We start from the raw sequence: 26247 nt of genomic DNA, 5'->3' as shown, positions 1-26247 counted from the left end.
GAATGATCAGATCAGATGCAGGTGGTTGTCCCACAGGCCTGCTGGAAGGTCCAGGGGCTTGGCCACGATCTGTGTCTGACGGCAGTCATAGAAGCGGCAGCGACCTTGTCCCGAGGTCACCACGAAGCCATCGGCCACCGCTCCGACACCGGCGCAATCGGGTAGTGGGGCGTCGACCCGCACGGCACCGCTGTCCAGGTCCCAGATAAAGAAGCGATTGCCCCGGGGAGCGGTCAGGGCCACCAGCCGCAGGTCGCTGTGCACTGCCACGCTGGCGGTGTAGTGCCCCATGGACTGCAATTGTTCCTGGGCTACCGGGAAGGGGGCGAAAGGCTGGCCGGGACGCTTGATCGCCAACAGTTCCGAGGGTTCATGGGCGGCGCCCATGAACTGCTGGCCCGTGACTATGGTGCCGTCGCCGGCAATGCCCATGTGGCGCACGCTGTTCATCTGCTGGGCCAGGGTTTCCTTGCTCAGCAGGGTGCCATCGCGCTGCATCAGGACCAGGCTCGGTTCCATGGCGTCGAGGTTCATTTCCACCCGGCTTTCGGCTTCGGTACGGATACCGCCGTTGGCCACCACCAGGGTCTCCCCGTCGGGCATCCATGACACCTGGTGAGGGCCGATGCCATGGGTGGACAGCTCGCCGCTGTGCACCAGGCGCTCACCTTCGAAGCGGTAGACGCCCAGCAAGCCTCGGCCCGGGTCCCGGGTATCGTTCTCGGTGGCGTACAGCCATTCGCCGCTCTTGTGGATCACCGCATGTCCGTAGAAATGCCGGTCCGGTTGCGCGGCCAGGGTCTGCAGGAGCGCGCCGTTGCGCAGGTCGATCAGGTAGCTTTCGGTGCCCGGGCGCCGCGCCACGAACAGGGCGATGGGCAGTTGCGGGTGGTTGATGATGTCATGGCAACGTTGGCCGACCTGGGTGGCAAACACCTGTTTACCGTCCAGTTGATAACCGACGGCGTAATGCTTGCCGTCACCATCGTCCCTGGCCGAAAGCAGCAGGGGCTGCTTGCCCTTTTGCTTGAACAGCGTCCAGCCGCCCAAGGTCACCGCACTGAGCAGCAGGCTGCCCAGCGCCAAAGCCTGACGTCGCAGCATCATCAGTCACCGTCGTTGGCGTTGAAGCCCAGTTGGATCCCCAGCGCCTTGGCCAATTCGCCTTCATGCAGGCGGTGGACCACGTTGAGGCTGTCATACAGGTCGTTGAGTTGCTGGCGGCCAGCGTCGTCACTGAGCATTTCGGTCAGCGAGCGCTGGGTGCTGGCGAAGAGTTTCAGCGAGGCGGCGTAGGCGGCGTCGATCTTGTCGGCCAGAGGCTTCTGATCGGCAGGCAACAGGCCGCGCAAGCCCTTGTTGTCGACCCCGGCCCAGACCGTCTGGGCGGCGCTGAGGCTGGCTTCCAGGCCTTGCAGGGACGACTGGCTGCGCCAGGCATCGGCCTGGAACGGCTGCGGGATGCCCTTGGTCTGGCGGCCCATCGGCGTGCCGAGCTTCTTCTTCAATGTGTCCAGAGCCGTGACCTGGACCCGCAGCAGGTCGGCGATAGCCTCGTGGGAATCGGCGTACCGCTGGTTGGGGAACTTGCTCATCTGCGCGAGCATGCCGTCGTTGGTGTTCCAACTCGACAGGATTTCTTCGGCCAGCTGTTTCTGGCGCTCACCAATGGCCGTCAGCAGCGGGCAGTAGCGGGCTTTCTGCGCGCTGTCGGCCATGTCGATCTTGCTGTCGAAGAGGATGTATTCGTAGGCCGACAGCCCCTGCACCACGACGCTGGACTTGGCCAGGGCGGCGGCATCGATCTGCGGGTTGGCAGTGACCAGTTGCTCCACCTGACGGCCCACCAGGTTCTTCTTGTCCGGCCAGAACTGGACCTGCCAGGAGCGGTTGCCCTCGGCCAGTGGGCCGATCAGCAACGGCTGGAGCTCGGCCCAGGCTTTTTGCGCATGGAGGAAGTCGGCTCGGGCGGTGTCCAGGCTTTCCTTGCCTTCACAGAAGGCCAGGGCGCTGATGGCCAGCTGGCGGTCAGCGTCGACCCAGCGACTGTAGGTCGGCAGGATGACCTGCTTGGCGATGGCCGCCGAGGTCACGGCTTGTGGGTCCTGGGGCGAGCAGGCGCCCAGGGCGAGTGCGGCAAGGCTGGTGAACAGCAGTTTGGGGCGGAACATGTTCGGGCTCCCTTTATTGTGGAGAAAACGTGTGAGTCGAGCGTTATAGAGAATTCAGGAAGGCCAGCAACGCGGCGCGCTGCTGGGCATTGAAGGTCAAGACCTGTTGTTTCGCGCCTTCGGCTTCGCCGCCGTGCCAGAGCACCGCCTCCATCAGGTTGCGGGCGCGGCCGTCATGCAGGAACTGGGTGTGGCCGCTGACGGTTTCGGTAAGGCCGATGCCCCACAGCGGTGCGGTGCGCCAGTCGCGGCCACTGGCCTTGAACTCTGTGCGGTGGTCCGCCAGGCCTTCGCCCATGTCATGCAGCAGCAAGTCGCTGTAGGGGCGTATCACCTGGTTGGCCAGCTCGGGTTCGGCGGCGTTGGCCGAGGTGGTGAAACTTGGGGTATGGCAGGACTGGCAGCCGGCCTGGAGGAACAGGTTCTTGCCGGCCAGGACCTGGGGCGAGTCGACATCGCGACGTGCCGGTACCGCCAGGTTGCGGGTATAGAACAGCACCAGGCGCAAGATGTTGTCGCTGACCTCCGGCTCGCCATCCGGGCCGTTGCCATTGGGGGCCTGCCTGCAGGCGGTTTGCGCGTCGGTGCAGTCATCGAAGGGTCTCAGGCGGGTGGTCAGGCCCATATCACCAGAAAATGCGTGAACATTTTGTTGATTGAGGTTGGGTTGCCCGGCTTTCCAGCCAAAACGCCCGAGTACGGTCTTTTGCAGGGCGTCATCCCAGACCCAGTTGGGCCGGCCGGCAATGGCATTTTTATTCGCCGGCCTGGCGTTGGCCAGGATCGCCTCCTCGGGAATGGCTTCCAGCAGCCCCAGGCCGATCATCGGTGGCGCCACCCGGGCGGAAAAACGCGTGTCCGGGTGCATCGGCCCGTAGCCCAGGTCGGTGATCTGCAGCTTGGGTTTGCGCAGCTCCACTTGGGTGCCGTCCTGGAAGCGTACCGGCAGGGGATCGTAGTCCACCCGCACCCGGCCTTCCGGAGCGACCCCGGGAATGGCCATGTCCTGCAACTGGCCGCCGTACACCGGTTCTGGAACGATGCCTGCCTGCTCGATGAGCTTGGCAAAGGCCGGATCGTCGGGGATCGACAGGCGCACCAGCATCGACACCGCGTTCAGCGCATCCGGCGCCGGGGGATGGCCGCGCCCGTCCTTGACGTGGCAGTTCTGGCAGGCGTTGGTGTTGAACAACGGGCCGAGGCCGTCGCGGGCGGTGGTGGTGGAGGGGGCGATGACCCAGGGGTTGCGGAAGAAACTGTTGCCGACGCTGAAGTCCAGGCGCCGGGTGGGTGGCAGGTTGGCCGACGGCAGGGAGAAGGCATTGCGATCGCTCTTGTTGACCGTGGTTGCGCCGCCCGCCCGGGCTTCTCCAGGTTCGGCCTGGGTAAAGCGCGGCGCGTCATCGCAGGCACTCAGGCTCAGGGCCATGAACAGAGCGGACCAGCGAAGCAGCAACGAGGGCATCGGACATCCTGCAAGACGAGCAAAACAAGGGCGCAAAGTCTAACAGGGCGGCCTGGATTGAATAAGAGGAATTATCGTTTAGTTTGACCCAGGACAAGCTGGCCGGAGCTCAGGCCGTGATGTTGCAGGTTGTGCAAACGGTTGTGACGGGCACAAAAAAGGCGACCCTAGGGTCGCCTTTTTGCCGGGTGCAATGCTGATCAGAATTCGTGATCGGCGTTGTCCGGGTTCAGGTCGCTGATGCCCAGCTTGCCAGCGGCCTGCTCGATCGAGCCGGTCTGCTTGACCAGGGCGGCGATGGCGTCGCGCACGATCTGGTTGCCGGACTCGTTGCCCGCAGCAATCAGTTGGTCGTAGTGCTCGCCCTTGTTGGCGTGGTCGACCATGACCTGGATCTTGGCTTCGGTGGCCGCCAGGTCGGCTTTCAGGGCCGCGTCGGCGGCCGGGTCGGCCTTGGCCACCAGGGACGACAGGCTGGCGCCGGTCATCTTGGTGCCGTCGACACGGGTGTATTCGCCCAGGTAGACGTTGCGGATGCCCTTGGCGTCATAGAAGTGCGAGTTGTGGGTGTTGTCGCTGAAGCAGTCCTGCTCGTCCTCAGGGGAGTTGGCTTCCAGGGAAACCTTCATCCGCTCGCCGGCCAGTTCCCCCAGGGACAGGCTGCCCATGCCGAACAGCATCTTGCGCAGGCCGGTCTCGGCCGGCTCGGCTTCCAGGGTGGCGCGGTAGTTGTCGGCCACGTCCGGCTTCCAGTTGCCGACCATTTCTTCCAGGTCATTGACCAGCAGTTGGGTCACGGCCTTCAGGTAGGCACGACGACGGTCGTTGTGGCCGCCTGTGGCACCGGCACCTTCCAGGTAGTCCGAAGCAGGACGGGCGCCGGCGCCAGGGCCGGTGCCGTTGAGGTCCTGGCCCCAGAGCAGGAATTCGATGGCGTGGTAGCCGGTGGCGACGTTGGCCTCGGCACCGCCCAGCTCGTTCAGGCTGGCGAGTTTTTCCGGGGTGATGTCTTTCACGTCGACCTTGTCTTCGCCGACCTGGATCTCGGTGTTGGCGATGATGTTGGCGGTGGCGCCCGGGTTGCCCAGTGCGTGCTCGTAGCTCTTGTCGACGTAGTCGATCAGGCCTTCGTCCAGGGGCCAGGCGTTCACCTGACCTTCCCAGTCATCGATGATGGTGTTGCCGAAGCGGAACACTTCGCTCTGCAGGTAAGGCACGCGAGCGGCGACCCAGGCAGCCTTGGCGGCTTTCAGGGTGTCCTCGTTGGGCTTGGCGAGGAAGGCATCGATGGCGGTTTGCAGGGTTTTCGCGGTGGATTCGGAGTCGCTGTATACGGCGAAGACCATGTCGGCGTAATGCGCGACCACGGCCTTGGCAGCCGCTTCGTCGACCTTGCCGGCCGCATCGGCCGCTGGGGTGGCAGTGCTGGTGGCCGGGGTCGGCGCTTGGGCGGCAGCCTTGTCGTCTTTGCCTTCGCCGCAGCCGGCGAGGGAAATGGCGATGGCCAACAGACTGGCGGTAGCCAGAGGCATACGAATCATGGCGAACATCCTGCTTCGAGAGGGGAGTGGACGGCGCGGGGGCGCGCAAAAGCTGCGACATAATGCGAAAGATTTGCATTATGTGTAAAGGGTTGTGCCTGGAAATATTTCTTATTCAACAGGGGATTGCGCTGGGTCAGGTTCGCCAGCGCCGTGCCTGGCTCAGAGGATTGCCGCATTGCTGCGCTGGGCCTGTTTCAGGTAGGCCCCCAGCTCCCGGGCGGGCAGGGGTTTGCTGTAGTGGTAGCCCTGACCTTCGTGGCAGCCTTCGGAGATGATGTAGGCCTCCTGCTCGGCAGTTTCCACGCCCTCGGCGATCACCTGCATGCCCAGGCTCTTACCCAACTGGATGATCGCGCGCACGATGGTGGCATCGTCGTCGTCATCCAGCAGGTCCTGGACGAAGCTCTTGTCGATCTTGATCTTGTCCAGGGGCAGGCTCTTGAGGTAGCTCAAAGACGAGTAGCCAGTGCCGAAGTCGTCGATGGCAATCAGGGCGCCGGAGCGGCGCAGGCTCAGCAGGTGCTGGGCGGCGGTGCTGATGTCTTCCATCAGGCCGGTTTCGGTGACTTCCAGCTCCAGGCTGCGGGGCGGCAGGCGGTAGATCTGCAACAGATTGTTGACCACCCGTGGCAATTCGGCGTGGTGCAGTTGCACGGTGGACAGGTTGACCGCCATGCGCAGGTCGCTGAAGCCCATGTCGTGCCATTCCCGCAACTGGCGGCAGGCCTGGTCCAGCACCCATTCGCCGATGGCGATGATGGTGCCGTTCTGTTCCGCCAGGGGAATGAACAGGTCTGGCGGCACCAGGCCATGCTCGGGGTGCTGCCAGCGGATCAGCGCTTCGACGCCCACCACACGGTGGTCGCGATAGCTGATCTGCGGTTGGTAGACGAGGAAGAACTGATCTCGGGCCAGGGCCTCGCGCAGGTCTTTTTCCAGCTCGCGGCGGCGACGCATCTCGCTGTCGACGCTGGCGATATAGAACTGATACCGATTGCGCGACCGGGTCTTGGCCAGGGTCATGGTCTGTTCGGCTTTTTGCAGGAGCTTTTCCGTGCTGTCGCCGTCTTCCGGGAACAGGGTGATGCCGATGGTGGCACGCAGGCGGATTTCCTGGTGATCCAGGGCGAAGGTAGCCTCCAGGTCATCGAGGATGCTCTGGGCCAGTTCCGCAGCTTCATAAGGCTGTTCGATATCGGCCTGGACCAGGGCGAACTGATCGCCTCCCAGGCGTGCCAGGGCGCCAAGCCGGCCGCTGTGGCCACGCAGGCGGTCGGCCAGGGCCAGCAACAGCTGGTCGCCGGTCTGGTAGCTGAACTGTTCGTTGATGCCCTTGAAATCATCCAGGCCGACACAGAGCACCGCTACCCGGCGTTGCAGGCGCCCGGCGTCCACCAGGATCTTGTCCAGCTGTTGTTGCAGCTGCTGGCGGTTTGGCAAGCCGGTGAGGAAGTCGTACTGGGCCATGCGCAACAGGCTGTTTTCCGCCTCGTGACGCAAGTGGGTATTGCGCTCGATGGAGGCCAGCAACTGGTTGGCGGTATTGATCCAGATCCCCAGCTCGTTCTTCTCGTGGCCCTTGAGCAGGGGCAACTGGTGTTCGCTGGGGCGGTCGGGGTTGATGGTGGTCAGGTGCTCGATGATCCGCGACAGCGGCTTGGTCAGCAGCCAGTGATAGACCAGGTACAGCACCAGGCCCATGGCCAGTGCCCGCAGGACTCCGGAAATGAAGATGATCACCGAACTGATGATGAAACCCTGGCCATAAGTGGCGGTGTCGAGGGTGATGCTCAGGTCGCCGTAATACTCGCTGTATGGGCCTCGGCCCACCAATTGCGTAGTAAAGGTGCGTTCCTGACCGAGGATCAGGTCGGTCAGCCAGCGGCTGGAGGATTTCTGCAGGTCGCGGGATTTCTCCGCGAGCATGGTCTCGTTCGGGTGGCCAATGGAGGCCATGCGCACAGCGTCATCCTGGAACAGGCCTTCGATGACTTGCATGCCCATTTCCCGGTCCAGGCTGTAGACCGCCTGTGTCGATGGGTCGCGAAACATGTCGAGAATGCGCTGGGCATCGCTAGCTACCGCCTGCCGAGTCTTGTAGGCATCGAAGACGATCTGGGCGCAGCTCAGGACCACGCCCACTATGAGTGCCGACAGCAGCACAACCCGGAGCAACTTCACCGACAAGCTGTTTTTGAGTTCCAGCTTCAAAGGGCTATTCCTTGTTCCGTGCGTGTAGCGTCAAGTTGCCATGAGTATTGGCAATCCCGTGATGGCCGTCAAAGTGACATGAGTGCCGAGAACAGGACGTCTGCGGGCCAGGCCCGGGTGATCAGAATCAGGATTGCTCGTGCTGTGGATAGTGTGTCGGTAGCGACGCCTTGCAACTTGAGGGGCGGCGTTATTTTTACCTGTCATGAATCTTAGCGCTTCAGGTGGGCGGGACAAGATCCCGGCTTTGCCAGAGGCAAAAAAAACCCGGCCATGCCGGGTTTTTTACACTGCAAACGGACTTAAGCGACGAAGTTCTTGCCTTCGAACTGCTCAGCCACGAATTTCCAGTTGACCAGGTTCCAGAACGCTTCGACGTATTTTGGACGAACGTTGCGGTAGTCGATGTAGTAGGCGTGTTCCCAGACGTCGCAGGTCAGCAGCGGGGTGTCGCCGCTGGTCAGCGGGTTGCCGGCGCCGATGGTGCTGGCCAGGGCCAGGGAGCCGTCAGCCTTTTTCACCAGCCAGCCCCAGCCGGAACCGAAGGTGCCAACCGAAGTCTTGGTGAATTCTTCTTTGAACTTGTCGAACGAACCGAACGCAGCGTTGATGGCTTCAGCCAGGGCGCCGGTAGGTTGGCCGCCGGCGTTTGGCGCCAGGCAGTTCCAGTAGAAAGTGTGGTTCCAGACCTGGGCTGCGTTGTTGAAGATGCCGCCCGAAGAGGTTTTGACGATCTCTTCCAGAGTCTTGCCTTCGAACTCGGTGCCTGGCACCAGGTTGTTCAGGTTCACGACGTAGGTGTTGTGGTGCTTGTCGTGGTGGTATTCCAGGGTTTCCTTGGAAATGTGCGGCTGCAGAGCGTCGTGTGCATAGGGCAGCGGCGGCAATTCGAAAGCCATGATGATTCTCCTAATCAGGTCAGTTGCGGTGAGCGCAAGGCCGATCACGGGCGGCCAGACAAGCGCCGGGGAGTTTGTACTCTTTGCGGCGCAGGGTTCGGATCATAGCACCGGGGGTGCGGCTTAACCACGCAACAACTGTGTGGGATAGAGGTTCCAGAGCCTTTTGGAATAAGTCACGCGGCGCTGATCAACTGCAGGGCGACGCTGAACATCATCACCGCCACCAGCAGGTCGAGTATCCTCCAGGTGCTCGGGCGTGCCAGCCACGGAGCCAGCCAGGCAGCGCCCAGCGCCAGGGTGAAGAACCACAGCAGCGAAGCGCTCGCGGCCCCCACCACATAGGCGCCCGGTTCGGTCTGCTGGGCTCCCAGCGAGCCGATCAGCAGCACCGTGTCCAGGTACACGTGGGGGTTGAGCAGGGTCACCGCCAGGGCGCTGAGCATCACCGCCCGCAGCGAACGCACGGTCTGTCCTTCGCCCTGCTGCAGGCTCTGTTTCGAGCAGGCCCGGCGCAATGCCTGGGCGCCATACCAGATCAGGAACGCCGCGCCGCCCCAGCGTGCCACCGCCAGCAGCATCGGGCTCTGGGTGAGCACGGTGGCCAGGCCGAACACTCCGGCCGCCACCAGCAGCGCATCACAGGTGACGCACAGTGCCGCCACCGGCAGGTGGTGCTCGCGGCGCAGGCTCTGGGCCAGGACGAAAGCGTTCTGAGTACCGATGGCCATGATCAGGCCGAAGGCCACCAACAGGCCATTCATATAGCTTTGCCACATGGTTATTGCTCCTCGCCGGCGGCCAGTTGTTGCAATACCTGCATGGCCCGCCCGGCATCCGCCTGGCCGACAAACAGGTGATCGTGGTAGTAGCCGGCGATCACGTTGCAACTGATTCCGGCCTTGCCCAGGGCCCCGGCGAAGGCTGCGGTCAGGCCCACGGCTTCGAGCGCCGAATGCACGTTGAGGGTGATCCAGGCGGCTACATAGTCGAAGCCCAGGCCCAGGCGCTCGGCCTGCTGGCGCGGGAGAATCACGGTCAGGCCTTCGCGCTCGCGAAAACTGCCCAGCACTTCGCAGTCCTGCAGCAGGCTGCGGTCGGGGAGGGAGCAGAACACGTACTCGCCGTCATTGAGCTGCGGGCTCATGCTGCGCAGCAGGGTTGCGAGGGAGGTTTCACCGGCCATGAACGGAATCCTTGAACGAAGAGGCATTGCTGAGGCTTTACGCTGGCTATTTTCCTGGCCCAGGTTGTATAAGAAAAACCAATATTGCTGATCTCTCATTAGGAAAACTGATGTTCGACTACAAGTTGCTCTCGGCCTTGGCCGCAGTGATCGAGCAGGCAGGGTTCGAGCGGGCGGCCCAGGTGCTGGGTTTGTCACAGTCGGCGATTTCCCAGCGGATCAAACTGCTGGAGGCCCGGGTCGGCCAGCCAGTGCTGGTGCGGGTGACGCCGCCGGCGCCGACGGAAATCGGCCGGCGCCTGCTCAACCATGTGCAGCAGGTGCGCCTGCTGGAGCGCGACCTGCAAAGCCTGGTGCCGGCCCTGGACGAGGAAGGCCTGCCGGAGCGCTTGCGCATCGCCCTCAACGCCGACAGCCTAGCCACCTGGTGGGCTGGCGCAGTGGGCGATTTTTGCGCCGAGCACCACTTGCTCCTGGACCTGGTGGTGGAGGACCAGACCGTCGGCCTCAAGCGCATGCGCGCCGGGGAAGTGGCGGCCTGTGTCTGTGCCAGCGAGCGCCCGGTGGCCGGGGCCCGCAGCCTGCTGCTGGGGGCCATGCGCTACCGGGCCATGGCCAGCCCGGCATTCATCGCCCGGCATTTTCCCCAGGGCGTGCGTGCCGAGCAGTTGCCGCGCACACCGGCGCTGGTGTTTGGCCCCGACGATTTCCTGCAGCATCGCTACCTGGCGTCTCTGGGCGTGGACGGTGCTTTCGAGCATCATCTGTGCCCCTCTTCCGAGGGCTTCATTCGCCTGACCGAGGCCGGCCTGGGCTGGGGGCTTGTGCCCGAGTTGCAGGTCCGCGAGCAGCTCGAGCGGGGCCTGCTGTTGGAGCTGTTGCCGGATAAACCCATCGATGTGCCGCTGTACTGGCATCATTGGCGCAACGGCGGCCAATTGCTGGGGCTGCTCACCGAGCACCTGGCACGTTTGTCGGCACAATGGCTGGTGCCCTGGGAGCAGCCGTAAGCGTCAAGCGACAAGCTGCAAGTAGACAGCTTGCGCACTGATTTTTAACTTGCAGCTTGTAGCTCGTAGCTCGTCACTGCTTTCTTAGGAATATTTCATGAAGATTCTGGTTACCGGCGCAAGCGGCTTCATCGGCGGGCGCTTCGCCCGTTTTGCCCTTGAGCAGGGCCTGGAGGTGCGGGTCAATGGCCGTCGCGCCGAAGCCGTGGAGCATCTGGTGCGCCGTGGCGCAGAGTTCGTCCAGGGGGACCTGAGCGATGCCGATCTGGTGCGCGAGCTGTGCCGCGACGTCGACAGCGTGGTGCATTGCGCCGGTGCCGTGGGCTTGTGGGGGCGCTACCAGGACTTCCACCAGGGCAATGTGCTGGTCACTGAAAACGTGGTCGAAGCCTGCCTCAAGCAGCGGGTGCAGCGGCTGGTGCACCTGTCTTCGCCCTCGATCTACTTCGACGGTCGGGATCACCTGGGGTTGACCGAGGAACAAGTGCCCAAGCGCTTCGCGCATCCTTATGCGGCCACCAAGTACCTGGCCGAGCAAAAGGTCTTCGGCGCCCAGGAGTTCGGCCTTGAAGTGCTTGCCCTGCGCCCGCGCTTCGTCACCGGCGCCGGCGACATGAGCATCTTCCCGCGGCTGTTGAAGATGCAGCGCAAGGGCCGCCTGGCCATTGTCGGCAACGGCCTGAACAAGGTGGACTTCACCAGTGTGCACAACCTCAACGATGCGTTGTACAGCAGCCTGCACGCCAGCGGCTCGGCCCTGGGCAAGGCCTACAACATCAGCAACGGCACACCGGTGCCTTTGTGGGATGTGGTCAATTACGTGATGCGCCAGATGCAGGTGCCGCAAGTCACCCGTTATCGCTCCTTCGGCCTGGCTTATGGCGTGGCGGCGCTCAACGAAGGTGTCTGCAAGCTCTGGCCGGGGCGGCCAGAGCCGACTCTGTCGCGCCTGGGAATGCAGGTCATGAACAAGCATTTCACCCTGGACATCAGCCGTGCCCGGCATTATCTCGGCTATGAGCCCAAGGTCAGCCTGTGGGCTGCCCTGGATGAGTTCTGCGCCTGGTGGAAAGCCCAGGACATAAGCTGAAACCAAAGACTGAACCGAGTTTGTCCGGCCCGGTCCATTGGCCGGGCGGATTAGCGGTTTATACTCGCCGCACTCAGCCACCACTGCGTTTCACAAAGGTTGCCCCATGCGTAACGATGCAAACGATGACTTCGACGACGTTCCCAGTCTGCGCGCCGATCCTCTCGACGACGATGTCTTCCCTACCACCAGTGCTGCCCGCGAGCGCACTTCCGTGCATTCGCGCAGTGCGCCGGTAGTCAAGGTCAAGAGCCCCAGCACCGGCCCGCTCTGGGCATTGGTGGGTGCCTTGTTCTTTGCCTTCATCGGCCTTGCCTGGTGGAGCTTCCAGCAGATTTCGCTGATGGAACAGCAATTGGTAGCGACCCAGGAAAGCTTCGCCAGGATCAGTGAGGAAGCGGCCGGCCGCCTGCAGGACATCTCCGGCAAAGTGGTGGCCAGCCAGACCAATGTCACCACCGACAGCGAAGCGCTGAAGCTGCAGATCAAGCAACTGGAGAGCCGCCTGCAGGACCAGAGCCGCCAGCAGCAGGGCGTGGCGGGGCAGGCCACCGATCTGGACAAGCGCCTGGCGCAGATGAGCGCGCAGACCGCCGAACAGCAAGCAGCCAACAGCCAGTTGCAGGCTCAGGTGAAAGCCTTGAGCGGTGAACTGGCGAGCCTGAAAAGCGCCCAGAGCGACAACGGCAAGGTCGATGCCCAGCTCAAGAGCCTGGCCGCCGACCTGGCCACGCTGAAGAAACAGGGCAATCCGAGCGCCGCCATCGAGCGCCTGGAACAGGACCTGATCGTACTCAAGAGCCAGCAGGACAACCGTCCCGCCGCTGCGCAAAACGGTGCCAGCACTGCCGAGTTCGATGCCTTTCGCGGCCAGGTGACCCGCAACATCAACACGCTGCAAAGCCAGATCCAGAACCTGCAGCAGCAGATCAACACCCGTCCTTGATGGGGGGCGGTCTTCCCGCGCCTGGCGTGGGAAGACGCCGGTTCACCCCCGTGTGCTGAATGTTTCCGCATATCCTGTCGCCGTCTACGCTCTTCGAACGCCAACACGAACGAGGAGCGGGCGATGAGACGGTGGCTTGGAAATACCTGGCTGGGCTGGCTGCTGCTGTTGTGCTTGAGCCCGCTGCAGGCGGCGCCGGCGGTGGAGGATGGCGCGGCGGCCCGGGCGCTGCTGGAAAAGGCCCTGGGCTACTACCACGAGCAGGGCGACAAGGCATTCGCTGCCTTCAGCCGCCAGGGCGAGTTCGTCGACCACGACCGCTATGTGTTCGTGGTGGATACCCAAGGCGTGATGCTGGCCAGTGGCGGTCCCTCGTCGGCCTTGATTGGCCGTGATGTGTCGCAAGTCCTGGGGCCGGATCTGCGCAAGGCGTTCAAGCACGCGCTGAAGACGCCCGAGGGCAATGGCATCCAGCAGGCCGAGTACCGCTGGCAGAACTGGGCCGACGGCAAGATCGAGCGCAAGCATGTGTATTTCCAGCGGGTTGGCGAGCGCATCCTGGCGGTGGGTTACTACCAGCCTCGGGCGTCTGCTGATCAGGCCAGGGCATTGCTGGAGAGGGCAGCCACGGCTCTGAGCGCGGACCGCAATGGCACGCTCAAGGCGATCAACCAGTTGCAGGGCGGTTTTCTCGAAGACGATCTGTACGTGTTCGTGGTGGACCTGGACAGCCGGCGCTACCTGGCCCATGGCACCAACCTGCGTTTGCTCAACACCGACTTCGCCAAGGTCAAGGATCCGGAAGGCAAGCCTGTGGGCGAGCCGATGCTGGCGCTCATGGCTCGCGAGGATCAGGGCGAATACCAATACCGCTGGAAGAACCCGGTAACCGGCAAGGTGGAGGACAAGCACGCCTACCTGCGCAAGGTAGGGAATCTGCTGGTTGCGGTGGGCTACTACAGCCCTTGATCCTGCTGCCCCGCTGCCGCAGGCGGCTTCAGCAAGGGCTGGAGCGCTTCGAGCAAAGCGGCTACAGGAGCCCGGGGCGGGTTAACGCGCCTTGTCGTCGCGACCGCGCAGCAGGCGGTTGGGCATGGCGATCGCCGCTGCCAGCCCCAGCAGGGATACCCCGGCACTGACCAGCAACAGATGCTTGAAGGTCGTCAGCAACTCGGCCCGCAAGGCGTCCCGCGCCGGGCCGGGGGCGGCGTTCAGGCCTTCCAGCAGGGCATTGCCGGAGTGCCCTTCAGCCATCAGCCCGGCGCCACTGAGATGGGCCAGGCTGGAATCCTGGAGCAAGGCCAGCAGCAACGCCGACATCAGCGCCACGCCCACCGCCCCGCCTAGGGCGCGGAACAGGTTGGTGGTGCTGGTGGCCACACCGATATCCCGTTGCTCCACCGAATTCTGCGTGCCCACCAGGGAGGTGGGGAACTGCATGCCGCCGGCGATCCCGCAGAGCAGCATGAACAGGCCGCTGAGCAGCTCCGACTGCGGCGGGACCAGGGCCATGCCGAGGATCGACAGCGGCATCAGCAGCGCGCCACTGAGGATCATCGGTTTGTAGCGGCCGGTGACCGAGGTCAGGCGACCGGCACAATAGGCGCCCATTGGCAGACCCATGGCCAGCGGCAGCAGGTGCAGGGCGGCACTGTCGGCCCCGGCGCCGGTGATGCTCTGGAAGCGCAGCGGCATCAGCACGATCAGGGAAATGGCCTGGAAGCTGGTGAAGAAGATCGTGCACCAGCACAGCAGCGCGTTGCGGTTGGTGAACAGGTGCATCGGCAGCAGGGGTTCCCGGGCCCGGCGCTCATGCCAGACGAACAGTGCCAGGACGATGACCGCGATGGCCAGCAGATCGAGCACTTCGGCGCTGCGCCAGGAATAGCCCTGGCCTACCTGGGTGATACCCAGCAGCAGGGCGGTCAGGCCGATGATCATGAGCACGGTACCGAGGTAGTCGATGATCGGCTTGCGCTGGGGCACCGGCAGCCCGATCAGAGTGCGATGCGCCACCCACCAGGCGCCCAGGCCCAGGGGCAGGTTGATCAGGAACACCCAGCGCCAGGAAAGGAATTCGGTCATGTAGCCGCCCAGCACCGGGCCGGCAACGCTGGCCACGGCGTACATGCTGCTGAAGTAGCCCTGGTAGCGGCCGCGCTCCCGAGGCGGAACTATGTCGCCAATGATGGCCTGGCTCACGGAGATCATGCCGCCGGCCCCAATACCCTGAAAAATCCGCGCCAGCACCAGTTGCTCCATGTTCTGTGCCAGGCCGCAGAACAACGAAGCCAGGGTGAACAGCCCCATGCCGAACAGCATCAAGCGGCGGCGGCCATAAAGGTCGCCGAGCTTGCCGTAGATGGGCACTGCCACGGTCATCGCCACCATGTAGCCGGAGATCACCCAGGCCAGCAGGCCGACGTCCTTGAACTGGGCGGAAATGGCCGGCATGGAGACGGCGACGATGGTCTGGTCCAGGGCGCCGAGAAAGATCGCCAGCATCAGGGCGATCAGCACGCTGCGAATGGCCGGTTTGGGCGAGACGGGCTGTTGGAAGTGGGTCACGAAAGAACCTGCGGGCAGAGATTGACCCGGCGGAGCAAGGCCGGTGGAAGTGCGCTTCAGTGTACTAGATAGGAGCCTACTAGATAGCCATACAAGGAAGTCTGCGGGGATTTTTCATCTGGGCTTAACTGGTGGGAACGATGCTGTGTGAAGCCGTGGGCGGTCATACGAAAGCGCAGATGATGCGGCAAGGATTAGCTGGTAATGGGACGCATTCTGTATAGTGCCCGGCACCGGGCTGGTGTTCTGAACGCCGGGCCGGTCAATGCCCATTGATATTGCTGTTGCTTGCATTTCGCCCGGGCCTATTCGTTTATCGAAGAGCCCTGGCGGTTGTCTGATGGTTCGCCCACTGGCGCCCCCGTCGCCCGTCACACTGAGGCCTGGACTGTAGTGATGAACAAGCCTGCCCTTGCGTCGATTCCGGTGTTCAAGCTCTATGGCGAGAGCCTGGACTGGCCTACCCCGGACCTGCTTCATTGCGAGCCCATCAGCCAGCGCAGCCGCGAGCACCACTGGGAAATCAAGCCCCACCGGCATGCCGACCTCTGCCAGTTGCTGTTTGTGTACCGTGGGCAGGCGGAACTGGAGATCGAAGGCCAGCGCACCCTGCTGGACAAATCGATGGTCCAGGTCCTGCCGCCGCTGTCGGTCCATGGCTTCCGGTTTTCCGAAGACATAGAAGGCTATGTGGTGACACTGGCAGCGCCGCTGGTAAGCCATCTGCAAACCCAACTGGGTCAGGGGCAAAATACCCTGTCCAGGCCCGAGGGGTATCCGACGGGGGCAGACGAGGCGTACCTGAACGGGTTGTTTGCCGCCTTGCAGCAGGAGTACCAGGGTCAGCAGCCGGCTCGGGAAATGCTCATGCATGCGCAGGTCAGCATGATTGTGGTCTGGGTCGTGCGCCAGGCGTTGCAGCGCAGCAGTGCCAGCCGGCGTCCCCAGCGGGCCCGTGAGTATTTCAATGGCTTCATCCAGTTGGTGGAAGCCCATTACCGCGAGCATGTGAAGGTCGAGGACCTGGCCCACAGGCTGGGCATTTCCGTGTCGCACCTCAACGGCACCTGCCGTGAGCTGGCAGGGCAGCCGGCGCTGCAGATCATGCACGAACGCCAGTTGCTGGAAGCCAAGCGGCTGCTGACCTACACCGGGATGACCATCTACGAGATTTCCGCGGACCTGGGGTTTTCCGACCCTACCAACTTCACCCGGCTGTTTCGGCGCCGGGTGGGGATCTCGCCCAAGGTATTTCGCGACCGCCTGAAGGCCGATCAGGCCGGCGACGCCGATTCGCAGACGCTCACCTGAGGGCGTTCAAGGTGGCGTTGTGGGGTATGCAGCGCTCCAGGTTGCAACTGGCGTAGTTGCGCGGTTGCATGCGCGCCTGCTCCACGCGATAAGCGGCAGTACCGTATAGCGCCAGAGTCACGGTGCAGGTCATGAAGATGGCCAGGTACCTTCTTGTCTTGACGTTCATGGCAACGACCTCTGAACCCATACCCCTTTGGTTTAAAGGGGTACTGTTATCAGCATAGGTCAGTTGCGGGGGCTTGCCCGGCCTGTTTGGCAGGGTATTCAGCAACTGGATCGAGCAGCCCGGCCAGCGCCGCGCATCTCTCTACAAACCTTCGTCCCAGAGCGGTTGCTGGGGAAACCTGAGGACCAGGAAGTCGAGCATGCTGCGCAAGGTCGCCGGCATGTGCTTGCGCGAGGCATAGACCGCGTACATGTTCATCGTGCGCGGTTCGGCGTGAGCCAGCAGGCGTACCAGCTCTCCACGTTTGATGTACTCGCCGGCCTGGTAGCTGGGCAGCATGGCGATCCCGGCGCCGGCCATGGTGGCGCGCAACAGCGTGCTGGCCTCGTTGGCGCTGATGTTGCCCTGCACCGGCACCGATACCTGTTCGCCATCCTGTTCGAAATGCCACAGGCTCTTGCCGAAGTAGGAGTGGGTCAGGCAGTTGTGCCGGTTCAGTTCCTCCACCCGCTGGGGCGCGGGGTGCTCTTGCAGATAGGCCGGCGAGGCGCAGATCACCGAGCGGCAGACCGTCAGGCGCCGGGCGATGAGGTTCGGGTCCAGGTCGTTGCTGGTACGGATCGCCAGGTCAATGCGTTCATCCACCAGGTTCACCGTGCGATCGAGCATCTGCAGGTCGATGCTGACCCCCGGGTAGCGCTTGACGTAGTCGGCCACGGCATCCGCCAGCTGCGACTGGCCGAACGAGGTACTGACGCTGATGCGCAGCAGGCCGCGGGGGGCATCGTCCGGCTCGCCGACCGCGGCCTGCATGTCGCTGGACAACTCCAGCATCTGCCGGCAGCGGGGCAGAATCTCACCGCCGGCGGCCGTCAGGCTGAGCTTGCGCGTGGTTCGGTGCATCAGCCGGGCGCCGACCCAGTCCTCCAATTCCGCCAGATAACGTGACACCACCGGACGCGACAGGTCCAGGTGATCGGCGGCGGCCGACTGGCTGCCCAGGTCGACGACGGTGACGAAGACCCGCATTGCTTGGAGACGATCCATGATTTGCCCGCTTTCAGAAACAAACTATGTTCAAGCATCGCATTTTTTGTAACGAGCCTGGCAACTAAGCTCTGTCCATCCCAACCCAGCCAACAGATGCCGGAGCTGCCTTCATGATCGGATTCACCTCACTCAAACGCTTGCTGCTGGCCACTGCCACCCTGGGCTTTGCCGCCCATGCCGCGGCCGCCGAGCCGACCCTGAGCCTGGACGTCTACAACCCGGGTGCCAACGCAATCTTCCCGGTGACCTCGGTGCTGGTCAGCGGCAAGAAGGACGCGATCCTGGTGGACGCCCAGTTCGGCAAGTCCCAGGCCCAGCAACTGGTGGACAAGATTCGCGCCAGCGGCAAGCACCTGACCACGATCTACATCAGCCATGGTGATCCGGACTACTACTTCGGCCTCGACACCCTGACCAAGGCATTCCCGGATGCCAAGGTGGTGGCTTCGCAGCCGACCGTGGATCACATCAAGGCCACGGTGGACGGCAAGCTGGCGTTCTGGGGGCCGAAAATGGGCGCCGACGTGCCGGCCAAGACCATCGTGCCGGGCGTGCTCAAGGGCCACAGCCTGACCCTGGAAGGGCAGAAGCTCGACGTCATTGGCCTGGACGGCAAGCAGCCGGACCGCAGCTTTGTGTGGATCCCGTCGATCAAGGCGGTGGTCGGTGGCGTGGTGGTCGCGGAAAACATCCACGTGTGGATGGCCGACACCCAGACCCCGCAGTCCCATGCGGACTGGCTGGCTACCCTCAAGACCATCGAGGGCCTGCAACCCAAGACCGTGATCCCCGGGCACTTCCTCGGTGACAGCGCGCGTTCCCTGGCCCCGGTGCACTTCACCGCGGACTACATCAAGGCCTTCGACGAGGAAACCGCCAAGGCCAAGGATTCCGCGGAGCTGATCGCGGCCATGAAAAAGCGTTACCCGGACCTGGGCGAGGACAGCTCCCTGGAGCTGAGCGCCAAGGTCGCCAAGGGCGAAATGGAGTGGTGAAAACGGTTTGACCCGCTCCCTTGTGGGGGCGGATGCCTCTGTACTCTCTTAGCCAACTGGAGACATGTCATGAGCAAGATCGCAATCATTGGTGCCACCGGCCGTGCCGGTAGCCAACTGCTGGAAGAAGCCCTGCGTCGCGGCCACAGCGTGACCGCCATTGCCCGCAACACGGCGAAGATCGGTGCGCGTGCCGGTGTGGTCAGCCGCGATGTGGATGTGGCCGACAGTGCCGCGCTGCAAGCGGCGGTGGCCGGTCACGATGTGGTGATCAGCGCGGCGCATTTTTCCAGCATCGCTGCCAATGCCATCATCGACCCGGTGAAAAAGGCCGGGGTCAAGCGCCTGCTGGTGGTAGGCGGTGCCGGTTCGCTGTTGCTGCCGGGTGGCGGCAAGGTCATCGATAGCCCGGGCTTCCCGGAGGAATACAAGGCCGAAGCCAGCGCCGGTGGCGTGTACCTGGAGACCCTGCGCAAGGAGCGGGACCTGGACTGGACCTTCCTTTCGCCATCGGCGGAGTTCGTCGAGGGTGAGCGTACCGGGCACTTCCGCCTGGGTCAGGACGACCTGCTGGTCAGCGCAGAGGGCCGCAGTTGGATCACTTTTGCCGACTACGCCATCGCCATGCTCGATGAGGTGGAAAAGCCGGCCCATAGCCGTCAGCGTTTCACCGTCGGCTACTGATCACTGGCCGATTGGCCCGTTAGCTGCGCGCTGCAGGCGGCTAACGGGTCGTTCCGGCAAGCGTTGAAGGCCCCTCGCGGGGCTTTTCGCTGCCTGCCGGTATTTCACTCAGCGCTGCCGGGCCTGTTCTACCAGCCAGTCCAGCAGTGCCTGCAGAGCCGGCGAAGGCCCCGGGCGCTCCGGGTACACCAGGTAATACGCCTGCCCTGTCGGCACTTTCAATTCAAAGGGCATGACCAGCCGCCCGGCACTCAGGTCATCGCCAATCAACGCCCAATCGCCAATCGCCACGCCTGTGCCCTGGGAGGCCACGGACATCGCCAGGTCCAGGGTTTCGAAGTGCTGGCCCTTGCCCAGGGTGTCCAGGGGCGTGCCAGCGGCCTTGAGCCAGGTCTGCCAGTCCCGCTGATCATGGGAGGGGTGCAGCAGCAGGTGCTGTTGCAGGTCTCTGGGGCTTGTCAGCGGCACCGGGCCTTCCAGCAGGGGCCGGGAACAGACCGGAGTCAGCTGTTCATTGAACAGGTGTCGCGAGCCCAGGGTCGGTGCCGGTGGCGCGCCGTACACGACCGCGGCGTCGAACGGCTCGCGGCCGAAATCCACGCCATGGGCAATGGTGGTGGTCAGTTGCACCGGCACATCGGGGCGCTCCTTCTGCCACTGCAACAACCGCGGCAGCAGCCAGCGCATCACGCAGGTCGGGGCCTTGAGCCGCAGGTTGCGCTTCTGGCCGCCGATCTCGTCCACCGCGCCATTGATCATTTCGAACACCTGCTGCACCCGTGGCAGCCATTCCAGCCCCTCGGCCGTGAGGCTCAGGCCCCGGGCCTGGCGCAGGAACAACGGATAGCCCAGGTGACTTTCCAGCCCGGCGATCTGCCGGCTCACCGCGCCCTGGGTGATGTGCAACTGCTCGGCGGCGCGAGTGAAGTTACAGCACTGGGCGGTGATCAGAAATGTGTGCAGCGCGGGCAAGGGAGGAAGGCGTTTCATGGCGGGCCGAGGCATGACGTGGGGACATGGCTAGTATGACTTTTTATCCATTGTTGCGGCTACAGGCCCACCGTTCCAATAGCCCCTCTATCGGCGCCCGCAGGCGTTTTCCAGCCTGTGGCCGACGTGCGGTTTTCCTCCAATAAGAAGGGCGATGAGATGGCGACGTGCGGTGAAGTACTGGTCAAGCTACTGGAAGGTTATGGCGTCGAGCAGGTGTTCGGCATTCCCGGGGTACACACCGTGGAGCTGTATCGCGGCCTGGCCCGTTCGCCCATCCATCATGTGACTCCGCGCCATGAGCAAGGCGCCGGCTTCATGGCCGACGGCTACGCCCGAACCAGCGGCAAACCCGGTGTGTGTTTCATCATCACCGGCCCCGGCATGACCAACATCACCACCGCCATGGGCCAGGCCTACGCCGATTCGATTCCCATGCTGGTGATCTCCAGCGTGCAGGCCCGCAGCCAGTTGGGGGGCGGGCGCGGCAAGCTCCACGAGCTGCCCAACCAGAGTGCGCTGGTCAGCGGCGTGGCGGCGTTTTCCCACACCCTGATGTGTGCCGACGAGTTGCCAGCGGTGCTGGCTCGGGCCTTTGCCCTGTTCCAGGCCGGGCGCCCACGCCCTGTGCATATCGAGATTCCTCTCGATGTGCTGGTCCAGGACGCCGACCACCTGCTGAGCAGCGAGCCGGTGCAGATCGCCCGCGCCGGCGCCGCCCCGGCCGCTGTCGCGCAGATGAGCCAACTGCTGGCCAGTGCCAAGCGGCCGCTGATTCTCGCGGGCGGGGGCGCCATCGATGCCGCCCCGGCCCTGACCCGCCTGGCCGAGCTGTTGCAAGCGCCGGTGGCCCTGACCATCAATGCCAAGGGCATGCTGCCTTCGGCGCATCCGCTGCTGATCGGTTCCACCCAGTCCATGGTGGCGACCCGGGCCCTGGTGGCAGAGGCCGATGTGGTCTTGGCCATTGGCACCGAGCTGGCGGAAACCGATTACGACGTGACCTTCGCCGGTGGCTTCGAGATTCCCGCTACCTTGCTGCGTATCGATATCGATGCCGACCAGACCGTGCGCAACTATCCGCCGAAAGTGGCGCTGGTGGCCGACGCCCGGATCGCCGCCGAAGCGCTGCTGGCGCAACTTGCCGGGCTGGAACTGGCAGCGCGTCGCAGCGACTGGGGCCAGGCCCGCGCCGCTGCCTTGCGCAGTGAGCTGAGCCAGCTCTGGGACGGCCCGACCCAGGCCCAGACCCTGTTTCTGCAGACCGTGGTCCAGGAACTGCCGGAGATTGTCCTGGTGGGCGATTCCACCCAGCCGGTGTACAGCGGCAATCTGACCTTCAACCCCGAGCAGCCACGACGCTGGTTCAACTCCTCCACTGGCTACGGCACCCTGGGTTATGCCTTGCCCGCGGCCATTGGCGCCTGGCTCGGCGGTGGTTCGCACGCCAGCCAGCGACGGCCGGTGGCCTGCCTGATCGGCGATGGCGGCTTGCAGTTCACCCTTTCGGAACTGGCCTGCGCGGTGGAGGCTCGCACCCCGATCATCGTCCTGCTGTGGAATAACCAGGGCTACGAAGAGATCAAGAAATACATGGTCAACCGCGCCATCGAGCCGGTGGGCGTCGACATCTACACCCCGGATTTCATTGCCGTGGCCAAGGGCCTGGGCTGCGCCGCCGAGCGCATCGACAGCGTCGAGCAACTGCGCGCGGCGCTGCGCTCGGCGGCGGATCGCCAGGGCCCGACCCTGATAGAGGTCGATCAGAACCGCTGGACCCAAGGAGTACAGGCATGAGCGCGCAACCCCTGTTGAACGGGCTGTACATCGACGGCCAATGGCTGGCGGGCAACGAGCATCTGCAGGTGATCAACCCCAGTACCGAGGGCGTACTGGCCCAGGTTGCCGGTGGCGGTCCCGAGGCCGTGGGGCAGGCGCTGAGCGCTGCCAGCGCCGGCTTTGCGCGTTGGTCGCACAGCAGCGGGGCTGAACGTGCGGCGGTCCTGCGACGGATTGCGGCCGGTGTGGCCGAACGCCGGGAGCAACTGATGCACTTGCAGTCGAGCAACAACGGCAAGCCGCAGTTCGAGGCCGCCATGGATGTGGACGATGTGATTGCCACCTTCGAGTACTACGCCGGGCTGGCCGAAGGCCTGGATGCCGCTCAGGACGCCAACGTGGCACTGCCCAGCGAGGCCTTCAGTGCCCGCCTGCGCCGCGAGCCCTGCGGCATCGTCGGGCTGATCGTGCCGTGGAACTTCCCCATGGTCACCACCGCCTGGAAGCTCGCCCCGGCCCTGGCCGCCGGTTGCAGCGTGGTGCTCAAACCTTCCGAAGTCACCCCATTGCCGGAGCTGGAACTGGCGGCAATCATCGCCGGCAGCGGCTTGCCCCGGGGCGTGTTCAACCTGGTCTGCGGCACCGGCCTGGCGGTGGGCGCGCCACTGGCGGCCGACCCGCGGGTGGCGAAAATTTCCTTCACCGGCAGCAACGCCGTGGGGGTCCAGGTGATGCAACGCGCGGCGGAAACCGTCAAGGGCGTGAGCCTGGAGCTGGGGGGCAAGTCGGCGTTGCTGGTGCTGGCGGATGCCGATCTGGATCTGGCGGTGGAGCTGGCCTGTGGCGGCGGCTTCTTCAACGCCGGGCAGATGTGCTCGGCCACCAGCCGGGTGCTGGTGGCCGATGAGTTGGCCGATGAGTTTCTGTTGCGCCTCAAGGCCCGGGCCGAAGCCATTCGCGTGGCTGACCCGTTCGACCCGGAGGTGGAAATGGGCGCGCTGGTCAATCAGGCGCAATACCGGCGGGTGCAGGCCCATATCGAGGAAGGCTTGAATGCGGGGGCCAAGCTGGTCTGCGGCGGTGGTCGCCCGGCCGGCTTGCAGCAGGGGTATTTCATCCAGCCCACGGTGTTCACCGAGGTGCCGCTGGACAGTGCGCTATGGCGCGAGGAGATCTTTGGCCCGGTGCTCTGCGTGCGCAGTTTCAGCAATGAGCAGCAAGCCATCGAAATGGCCAATGACAGCGAGTTCGGCCTGGTGGCCAGCGTAGTGGGAGCGGATGCAGCGCATGCCGAGCAAGTGGCCAATGCCCTGCAGGCCGGTCTGGTGTGGATCAATGCGCCCCAGGTGATCTTTCCCCAGACGGCGTGGGGCGGCTACAAGCAGAGCAGCATCGGTCGTGAACTGGGGCCCTGGGGGCTACAGGCCTTTCAGGAAATCAAGCATGTGATCCGCGCTCGTTAGGCCGGTCTCAGCTGCTCACCCGCAGGCGCGCCATATCCCGCAACGGCGGCGCGCCGAACAAGCGGCTGTACTCGCGGCTGAACTGCGACGGGCTTTCATAACCCACCCGATAGCCCGCCACCGAAGCCTCCAGCCCCTCGGCCAGCATCAGCCGCCGGGCCTCTTGCAGGCGCAACTGTTTCTGGTACTGCAGCGGGCTCATGGCGGTCATGGCCTTGAAGCGGTGGTGCAGGGTCGAGACGCTCAGGTTCACCTCCCGGGCCAGATCATCGATGCGCAACGGGTGCACGAAATTGCCGTTGAGCCACTTGATGGCCTGGTTGACCCGGTGGCCCTGGCTGTTGGCGGTGGCGATTTCATACAGGCGGTGGCCCTGGGGGCTGCGCAGCAGGCGATAGAGAATTTCCCGGCGTACCAGCGGCGCGAGCATGGCGATGTCTTTCGGGGTGTCCAGCAGGCGGGTCAGGCGCAACACCGCGTCGAGCATCGCCGGGTCCAGGCGCTCCACGTACAGGCCGCGCCCGGTAGGCCGGGCGGGTACGCCGATGGGGCCGGCATCGGCAATCAATGCATTGATTTCCCCGGGGTCGATGTCCAGGCGCAGGGCCAGGATCGGCTCCTCCGGTGAAACGATCGCCACCTTGCCGCTCAGGGGGACGGAAACCGAGACCACCAGGTAATTCAAGGGGTCGTAGTTGTAGCTTTCATCGGCCAGGCGTACTTCCTTGCGGCCCTGGGCCATGATGCACAGCGCCGGCTGTGCCAGCACCGAACCGAATTGATGAGAGCTGCTGTGGCGCGAGACGAACAACGAGTCGATGGCCGTGGCGTAGCTGCCGTCCTCGGCGGTGTTGCGTGCAATGATCGCGGCCAGTTCCACGCGCTGCCGTTCCATCTCCGGGGCCAGGGGCGGTGGCGGGGTTTCCAGTGATGGCATGGGGCAGCCTCCGAGTGTTTGCAGTCGGCACAGCTTAAGTTTGTGCAAGAAGCGCGGGTAGGCGAATCCTGCGTAAAACTTGCCTGATCCTGCTGCTTGCGCGCGCGATAGGCAAGATCAGTCGATGCTCATGAGCTTCACTTGCTTGAAACACCGTTGTCACGCTTTTGCCCCATGGCGTGGAGTCGGGGAGGGAGCAAGGGGCTTGTCGCAGGATTGGGCAAATCAACGGCAGAAATTGACTAACGCGCGCGAGGACCCGCCCCGTATCGTTGATCCTGTCGCAGCCCGTCCCATGGCTGCCTCGACAACACCCTGGGAGGGTCGCACATGTCCACGCATATTCCCGTCAGTCACATGGCCTTTGTCCGAGCCCGGGCCGGGCGTTCCAAGGAGCTGGGTGCGCGCTTGAGCAGCCTGATCGAACCGTCTCGCCAGGCCTGCGGTTGCCTGCATTTTGCCCTACAGCATTCGCAGTGCGATGCCGACCTGTGGCTGGTGTCCGGTTTCTGGAGCAGCCAGCAGGCGATGACGGCCTATTTCAACTCCCCGGCCATGGCGATCTTTGCCGAGCTGGTGCAGGACCTGGTGGTCAACAGCCTGGATTTTCATACCTTCAGTACCGTGTCGGCGCTGCAAGCCCATGGCGAATATCCGCAACTACAGCAGGCGCCGGTGCACAAGCTGGCCAGTTGAAGGTTTAGAATGGCCGACTTTTCATTGGCCAGGACTCGCAACATGGCACGCAAAGAGTTTGCACACTACGAAGCAGTTTCCGCTGTGGTTCCAGGGGAGGGGGGATACAGCGCCGCCATCGCCGTCAAGGCTCTTGGCGCATCAAGCGCACCACGCTTTCATAAAGTCCTGGATGAGCAGAAATTCAAGACGGCGCATGACGCCGACCAGGCTGCCGCACAACAACTCGAACAGTTGGCCGACGTCGATCAGGACGGCGAATTGAGCTGGAAGAGCTACTGAGTCCAGGCGCTATTTGACTGCCCCCGGGCGGTGCATCCTGAACAGAGCCTCTGGCCCCAGTTGGAAGTAATCCGCCGGCCCGCCGCCGCGCAGAATCGGCTCTGCCGCGGCGGTGTCGTAGATCCCGTCCTTGAGCAGCCACTTGGCGATATGCACGGCGACCACCTCGCCGAGAATCAGCCAGCTCGGCACCAGTTCCTTGTCCGCCCGCCGCAATTGAATGATCTGGGTGACCTTGCATTCGAAGGACACCGGGCTCTCGGCTACCCGGGGCACGCTGATGACTTTCGACGCCACGGGGGTCAGGCCGGCCAGTTCGAACTCGTTCACCTCGGCCGGGACTGCGGCGCAGCTCTGGTTCATCTGCTCGGCCAGAGGTCGGGTGGCCAGGTTCCAGGCGAACTCGCCGGTCTGCTCGATATTGTTCAGGCTGTCTTTGCGCCCGACGCTGGAGAAACCGATGATCGGTGGAACGTAGTTGAAGGCGTTGAAGAAGCTGTAGGGCGCCAGGTTCAGGCGACCCTCGCGATCCTGTGAAGAGATCCAGCCGATGGGGCGCGGGCCGACGATGGCATTGAACGGGTCGTGGGGCAGGCCGTGGCCCAGGGCGGGTTGGTAAAAGTGGATATCGTCGGGCATGGCTCAAGGTTCCTGCTTGGGGCGAGTTAAGGGCGCCATAGTGCAGTGCGCAATCGTCTAATTCCAGCGTCCTGGCCCTTGAGCGTTCCGCGCTAGGGGTGTTTTCCCCTGGCCAGAAACGACTAAGCCCGGCCAAGGCCGGGCTGTGGTGTCAGGTGCATC

Annotated in this window: 25 protein-coding genes; 11 read left to right on the top strand and 14 right to left on the bottom strand. The window is 63.9% G+C overall.

The annotated features are described in order from the left end of the window. Positions 1-6: 6 nt before the first annotated feature. From KCG88_RS10140 to KCG88_RS10105, 8 genes are all read right to left on the bottom strand, one after another. The gene (locus tag KCG88_RS10140) at positions 7-1104 is read right to left on the bottom strand and encodes a DUF1513 domain-containing protein (RefSeq protein ID WP_210712439.1); all 1098 of its coding nucleotides are present in this window, start codon (positions 1102-1104) and stop codon (positions 7-9) included. A 2-nt stretch (positions 1105-1106) separates the two neighbouring features. Beyond that, on the bottom strand, positions 1107-2171 hold the full coding sequence (locus tag KCG88_RS10135; RefSeq protein ID WP_011063084.1) for an imelysin family protein: 1065 nt from the start codon (positions 2169-2171) through the stop codon (positions 1107-1109). Positions 2172-2214: 43 nt separating this feature from the next. Further along, positions 2215-3600, bottom strand: a complete 1386-nt coding sequence (locus KCG88_RS10130; protein WP_241774866.1) for a di-heme oxidoredictase family protein — start codon at positions 3598-3600, stop codon at positions 2215-2217. A gap of 236 nt (positions 3601-3836) precedes the next feature. Next, complete coding sequence (locus tag KCG88_RS10125; RefSeq protein WP_047288851.1) at positions 3837-5177, bottom strand: imelysin family protein; 1341 nt, start codon at positions 5175-5177, stop codon at positions 3837-3839. Positions 5178-5339: 162 nt separating this feature from the next. Beyond that, entirely contained in the window at positions 5340-7391 is a 2052-nt protein-coding gene (locus KCG88_RS10120) for a GGDEF domain-containing phosphodiesterase (RefSeq protein WP_210712319.1), read from the bottom strand. Between the two features lie 302 nt (positions 7392-7693). Then, positions 7694-8290 carry a Fe-Mn family superoxide dismutase gene (locus KCG88_RS10115; protein WP_011063080.1) on the bottom strand — a complete coding sequence of 199 codons (597 nt, stop codon included), beginning with the start codon at positions 8288-8290 and terminating at the stop codon, positions 7694-7696. 176 nt (positions 8291-8466) lie between these two features. Continuing rightward, the gene (locus tag KCG88_RS10110; protein ID WP_047288848.1) at positions 8467-9069 is read right to left on the bottom strand and encodes a LysE/ArgO family amino acid transporter; all 603 of its coding nucleotides are present in this window, start codon (positions 9067-9069) and stop codon (positions 8467-8469) included. Between the two features lie 2 nt (positions 9070-9071). Then, the gene (locus tag KCG88_RS10105) at positions 9072-9476 is read right to left on the bottom strand and encodes an ACT domain-containing protein (protein WP_011063078.1); all 405 of its coding nucleotides are present in this window, start codon (positions 9474-9476) and stop codon (positions 9072-9074) included. Between the two features lie 110 nt (positions 9477-9586). Here KCG88_RS10105 and KCG88_RS10100 point away from each other — a divergent pair, with 110 nt between their 5' ends. The 4 genes from KCG88_RS10100 (at position 9587) to KCG88_RS10085 (ending at position 13491) form a co-directional block, all read left to right on the top strand. Further along, entirely contained in the window at positions 9587-10486 is a 900-nt protein-coding gene (locus KCG88_RS10100; RefSeq protein WP_047288844.1) for a LysR family transcriptional regulator ArgP, read from the top strand. Between the two features lie 97 nt (positions 10487-10583). Then, positions 10584-11576 carry an NAD-dependent epimerase/dehydratase family protein gene (locus KCG88_RS10095; RefSeq protein WP_047337661.1) on the top strand — a complete coding sequence of 331 codons (993 nt, stop codon included), beginning with the start codon at positions 10584-10586 and terminating at the stop codon, positions 11574-11576. Positions 11577-11682: 106 nt separating this feature from the next. Then, on the top strand, positions 11683-12522 hold the full coding sequence (locus KCG88_RS10090) for a hypothetical protein (RefSeq protein ID WP_047337660.1): 840 nt from the start codon (positions 11683-11685) through the stop codon (positions 12520-12522). 123 nt (positions 12523-12645) lie between these two features. After that, complete coding sequence (locus KCG88_RS10085; RefSeq protein ID WP_210712318.1) at positions 12646-13491, top strand: cache domain-containing protein; 846 nt, start codon at positions 12646-12648, stop codon at positions 13489-13491. An 81-nt stretch (positions 13492-13572) separates the two neighbouring features. Here the strand turns inward: KCG88_RS10085 and KCG88_RS10080 are convergent, their stop codons facing one another. Further along, positions 13573-15090 (bottom strand): MDR family MFS transporter, encoded by a 1518-nt coding sequence (locus KCG88_RS10080; protein ID WP_210712317.1) that lies wholly within the window; start codon positions 15088-15090, stop codon positions 13573-13575. Positions 15091-15486: 396 nt separating this feature from the next. Between KCG88_RS10080 and KCG88_RS10075 the strand changes: the two genes are divergently transcribed. Then, positions 15487-16401: a helix-turn-helix domain-containing protein gene (locus KCG88_RS10075; protein WP_047288834.1), complete on the top strand. Its 915-nt coding sequence runs from the start codon at positions 15487-15489 to the stop codon at positions 16399-16401. On the opposite strand, the gene KCG88_RS10070 is transcribed toward KCG88_RS10075, so the two are convergent. Together KCG88_RS10070 and KCG88_RS10065 are read right to left on the bottom strand one after the other, a co-directional pair. Then, entirely contained in the window at positions 16394-16570 is a 177-nt protein-coding gene (locus KCG88_RS10070; RefSeq protein WP_016968420.1) for a hypothetical protein, read from the bottom strand. The genes KCG88_RS10075 and KCG88_RS10070 overlap by 8 nt on opposite strands. A gap of 141 nt (positions 16571-16711) precedes the next feature. Beyond that, complete coding sequence (locus KCG88_RS10065; RefSeq protein WP_210712316.1) at positions 16712-17617, bottom strand: LysR family transcriptional regulator; 906 nt, start codon at positions 17615-17617, stop codon at positions 16712-16714. Positions 17618-17730: 113 nt separating this feature from the next. Here KCG88_RS10065 and KCG88_RS10060 point away from each other — a divergent pair, with 113 nt between their 5' ends. Together KCG88_RS10060 and KCG88_RS10055 are read left to right on the top strand one after the other, a co-directional pair. Beyond that, a complete protein-coding gene (locus KCG88_RS10060; RefSeq protein ID WP_210712315.1) occupies positions 17731-18615 on the top strand; it encodes an MBL fold metallo-hydrolase in 885 nt (294 codons plus the stop codon). A gap of 69 nt (positions 18616-18684) precedes the next feature. Then, positions 18685-19299: an NAD(P)-dependent oxidoreductase gene (locus KCG88_RS10055; RefSeq protein ID WP_047288828.1), complete on the top strand. Its 615-nt coding sequence runs from the start codon at positions 18685-18687 to the stop codon at positions 19297-19299. A gap of 108 nt (positions 19300-19407) precedes the next feature. On the opposite strand, the gene KCG88_RS10050 is transcribed toward KCG88_RS10055, so the two are convergent. Further along, the gene (locus KCG88_RS10050) at positions 19408-20289 is read right to left on the bottom strand and encodes a LysR substrate-binding domain-containing protein (protein WP_047289034.1); all 882 of its coding nucleotides are present in this window, start codon (positions 20287-20289) and stop codon (positions 19408-19410) included. A gap of 159 nt (positions 20290-20448) precedes the next feature. Here KCG88_RS10050 and KCG88_RS10045 point away from each other — a divergent pair, with 159 nt between their 5' ends. Both KCG88_RS10045 and KCG88_RS10040 read left to right on the top strand, forming a co-directional pair. Further along, positions 20449-22086, top strand: coding sequence for a 5-guanidino-2-oxopentanoate decarboxylase (locus tag KCG88_RS10045; protein WP_210712314.1), 1638 nt, complete (start codon positions 20449-20451; stop codon positions 22084-22086). After that, on the top strand, positions 22083-23531 hold the full coding sequence (locus KCG88_RS10040) for an aldehyde dehydrogenase family protein (protein ID WP_210712313.1): 1449 nt from the start codon (positions 22083-22085) through the stop codon (positions 23529-23531). The genes KCG88_RS10045 and KCG88_RS10040 overlap by 4 nt, the downstream gene beginning before the upstream one ends. Positions 23532-23538: 7 nt before the next feature. On the opposite strand, the gene KCG88_RS10035 is transcribed toward KCG88_RS10040, so the two are convergent. Continuing rightward, the gene (locus tag KCG88_RS10035; protein WP_019092978.1) at positions 23539-24468 is read right to left on the bottom strand and encodes an AraC family transcriptional regulator; all 930 of its coding nucleotides are present in this window, start codon (positions 24466-24468) and stop codon (positions 23539-23541) included. Between the two features lie 330 nt (positions 24469-24798). On the opposite strand from KCG88_RS10035, the gene KCG88_RS10030 reads away from it, so the two are divergent. Next, entirely contained in the window at positions 24799-25164 is a 366-nt protein-coding gene (locus KCG88_RS10030; protein ID WP_011063063.1) for an antibiotic biosynthesis monooxygenase family protein, read from the top strand. A gap of 9 nt (positions 25165-25173) precedes the next feature. Then, positions 25174-25446: a hypothetical protein gene (locus tag KCG88_RS10025; RefSeq protein ID WP_041119660.1), complete on the top strand. Its 273-nt coding sequence runs from the start codon at positions 25174-25176 to the stop codon at positions 25444-25446. Between the two features lie 9 nt (positions 25447-25455). Here the strand turns inward: KCG88_RS10025 and KCG88_RS10020 are convergent, their stop codons facing one another. Then, positions 25456-26085, bottom strand: coding sequence for a flavin reductase family protein (locus tag KCG88_RS10020; RefSeq protein ID WP_210712312.1), 630 nt, complete (start codon positions 26083-26085; stop codon positions 25456-25458). Between the last annotated feature and the right edge of the window lie 162 nt (positions 26086-26247).

Origin of the sequence: Pseudomonas sp. MWU349 (assembly GCF_017947325.1) — a bacterium.
GTDB lineage: Bacteria > Pseudomonadota > Gammaproteobacteria > Pseudomonadales > Pseudomonadaceae > Aquipseudomonas > Aquipseudomonas protegens.
This window is presented reverse-complemented; position numbering and strand designations above follow the sequence as displayed.

What these genes read in the sequence shown, in the direction of transcription:
- KCG88_RS10140 (WP_210712439.1), bottom strand. Translation starts at nt 1,104, where the DNA reads ATGCTGCGACGTCAGGCTTTGGCGCTGGGCAGCCTGCTGCTCAGTGCG.
- KCG88_RS10135 (WP_011063084.1), bottom strand. Translation starts at nt 2,171, where the DNA reads ATGTTCCGCCCCAAACTGCTGTTCACCAGCCTTGCCGCACTCGCCCTG.
- KCG88_RS10130 (WP_241774866.1), bottom strand. Translation starts at nt 3,600, where the DNA reads ATGGCCCTGAGCCTGAGTGCCTGCGATGACGCGCCGCGCTTTACCCAG.
- KCG88_RS10125 (WP_047288851.1), bottom strand. Translation starts at nt 5,177, where the DNA reads ATGATTCGTATGCCTCTGGCTACCGCCAGTCTGTTGGCCATCGCCATT.
- KCG88_RS10115 (WP_011063080.1), bottom strand. Translation starts at nt 8,290, where the DNA reads ATGGCTTTCGAATTGCCGCCGCTGCCCTATGCACACGACGCTCTGCAG.
- KCG88_RS10110 (WP_047288848.1), bottom strand. Translation starts at nt 9,069, where the DNA reads ATGTGGCAAAGCTATATGAATGGCCTGTTGGTGGCCTTCGGCCTGATC.
- KCG88_RS10105 (WP_011063078.1), bottom strand. Translation starts at nt 9,476, where the DNA reads ATGGCCGGTGAAACCTCCCTCGCAACCCTGCTGCGCAGCATGAGCCCG.
- KCG88_RS10100 (WP_047288844.1), top strand. Translation starts at nt 9,587, where the DNA reads ATGTTCGACTACAAGTTGCTCTCGGCCTTGGCCGCAGTGATCGAGCAG.
- KCG88_RS10095 (WP_047337661.1), top strand. Translation starts at nt 10,584, where the DNA reads ATGAAGATTCTGGTTACCGGCGCAAGCGGCTTCATCGGCGGGCGCTTC.
- KCG88_RS10090 (WP_047337660.1), top strand. Translation starts at nt 11,683, where the DNA reads ATGCGTAACGATGCAAACGATGACTTCGACGACGTTCCCAGTCTGCGC.
- KCG88_RS10085 (WP_210712318.1), top strand. Translation starts at nt 12,646, where the DNA reads ATGAGACGGTGGCTTGGAAATACCTGGCTGGGCTGGCTGCTGCTGTTG.
- KCG88_RS10075 (WP_047288834.1), top strand. Translation starts at nt 15,487, where the DNA reads ATGAACAAGCCTGCCCTTGCGTCGATTCCGGTGTTCAAGCTCTATGGC.
- KCG88_RS10070 (WP_016968420.1), bottom strand. Translation starts at nt 16,570, where the DNA reads ATGAACGTCAAGACAAGAAGGTACCTGGCCATCTTCATGACCTGCACC.
- KCG88_RS10065 (WP_210712316.1), bottom strand. Translation starts at nt 17,617, where the DNA reads ATGGATCGTCTCCAAGCAATGCGGGTCTTCGTCACCGTCGTCGACCTG.
- KCG88_RS10060 (WP_210712315.1), top strand. Translation starts at nt 17,731, where the DNA reads ATGATCGGATTCACCTCACTCAAACGCTTGCTGCTGGCCACTGCCACC.
- KCG88_RS10055 (WP_047288828.1), top strand. Translation starts at nt 18,685, where the DNA reads ATGAGCAAGATCGCAATCATTGGTGCCACCGGCCGTGCCGGTAGCCAA.
- KCG88_RS10050 (WP_047289034.1), bottom strand. Translation starts at nt 20,289, where the DNA reads ATGAAACGCCTTCCTCCCTTGCCCGCGCTGCACACATTTCTGATCACC.
- KCG88_RS10045 (WP_210712314.1), top strand. Translation starts at nt 20,449, where the DNA reads ATGGCGACGTGCGGTGAAGTACTGGTCAAGCTACTGGAAGGTTATGGC.
- KCG88_RS10040 (WP_210712313.1), top strand. Translation starts at nt 22,083, where the DNA reads ATGAGCGCGCAACCCCTGTTGAACGGGCTGTACATCGACGGCCAATGG.
- KCG88_RS10035 (WP_019092978.1), bottom strand. Translation starts at nt 24,468, where the DNA reads ATGCCATCACTGGAAACCCCGCCACCGCCCCTGGCCCCGGAGATGGAA.
- KCG88_RS10030 (WP_011063063.1), top strand. Translation starts at nt 24,799, where the DNA reads ATGTCCACGCATATTCCCGTCAGTCACATGGCCTTTGTCCGAGCCCGG.
- KCG88_RS10025 (WP_041119660.1), top strand. Translation starts at nt 25,174, where the DNA reads ATGGCCGACTTTTCATTGGCCAGGACTCGCAACATGGCACGCAAAGAG.
- KCG88_RS10020 (WP_210712312.1), bottom strand. Translation starts at nt 26,085, where the DNA reads ATGCCCGACGATATCCACTTTTACCAACCCGCCCTGGGCCACGGCCTG.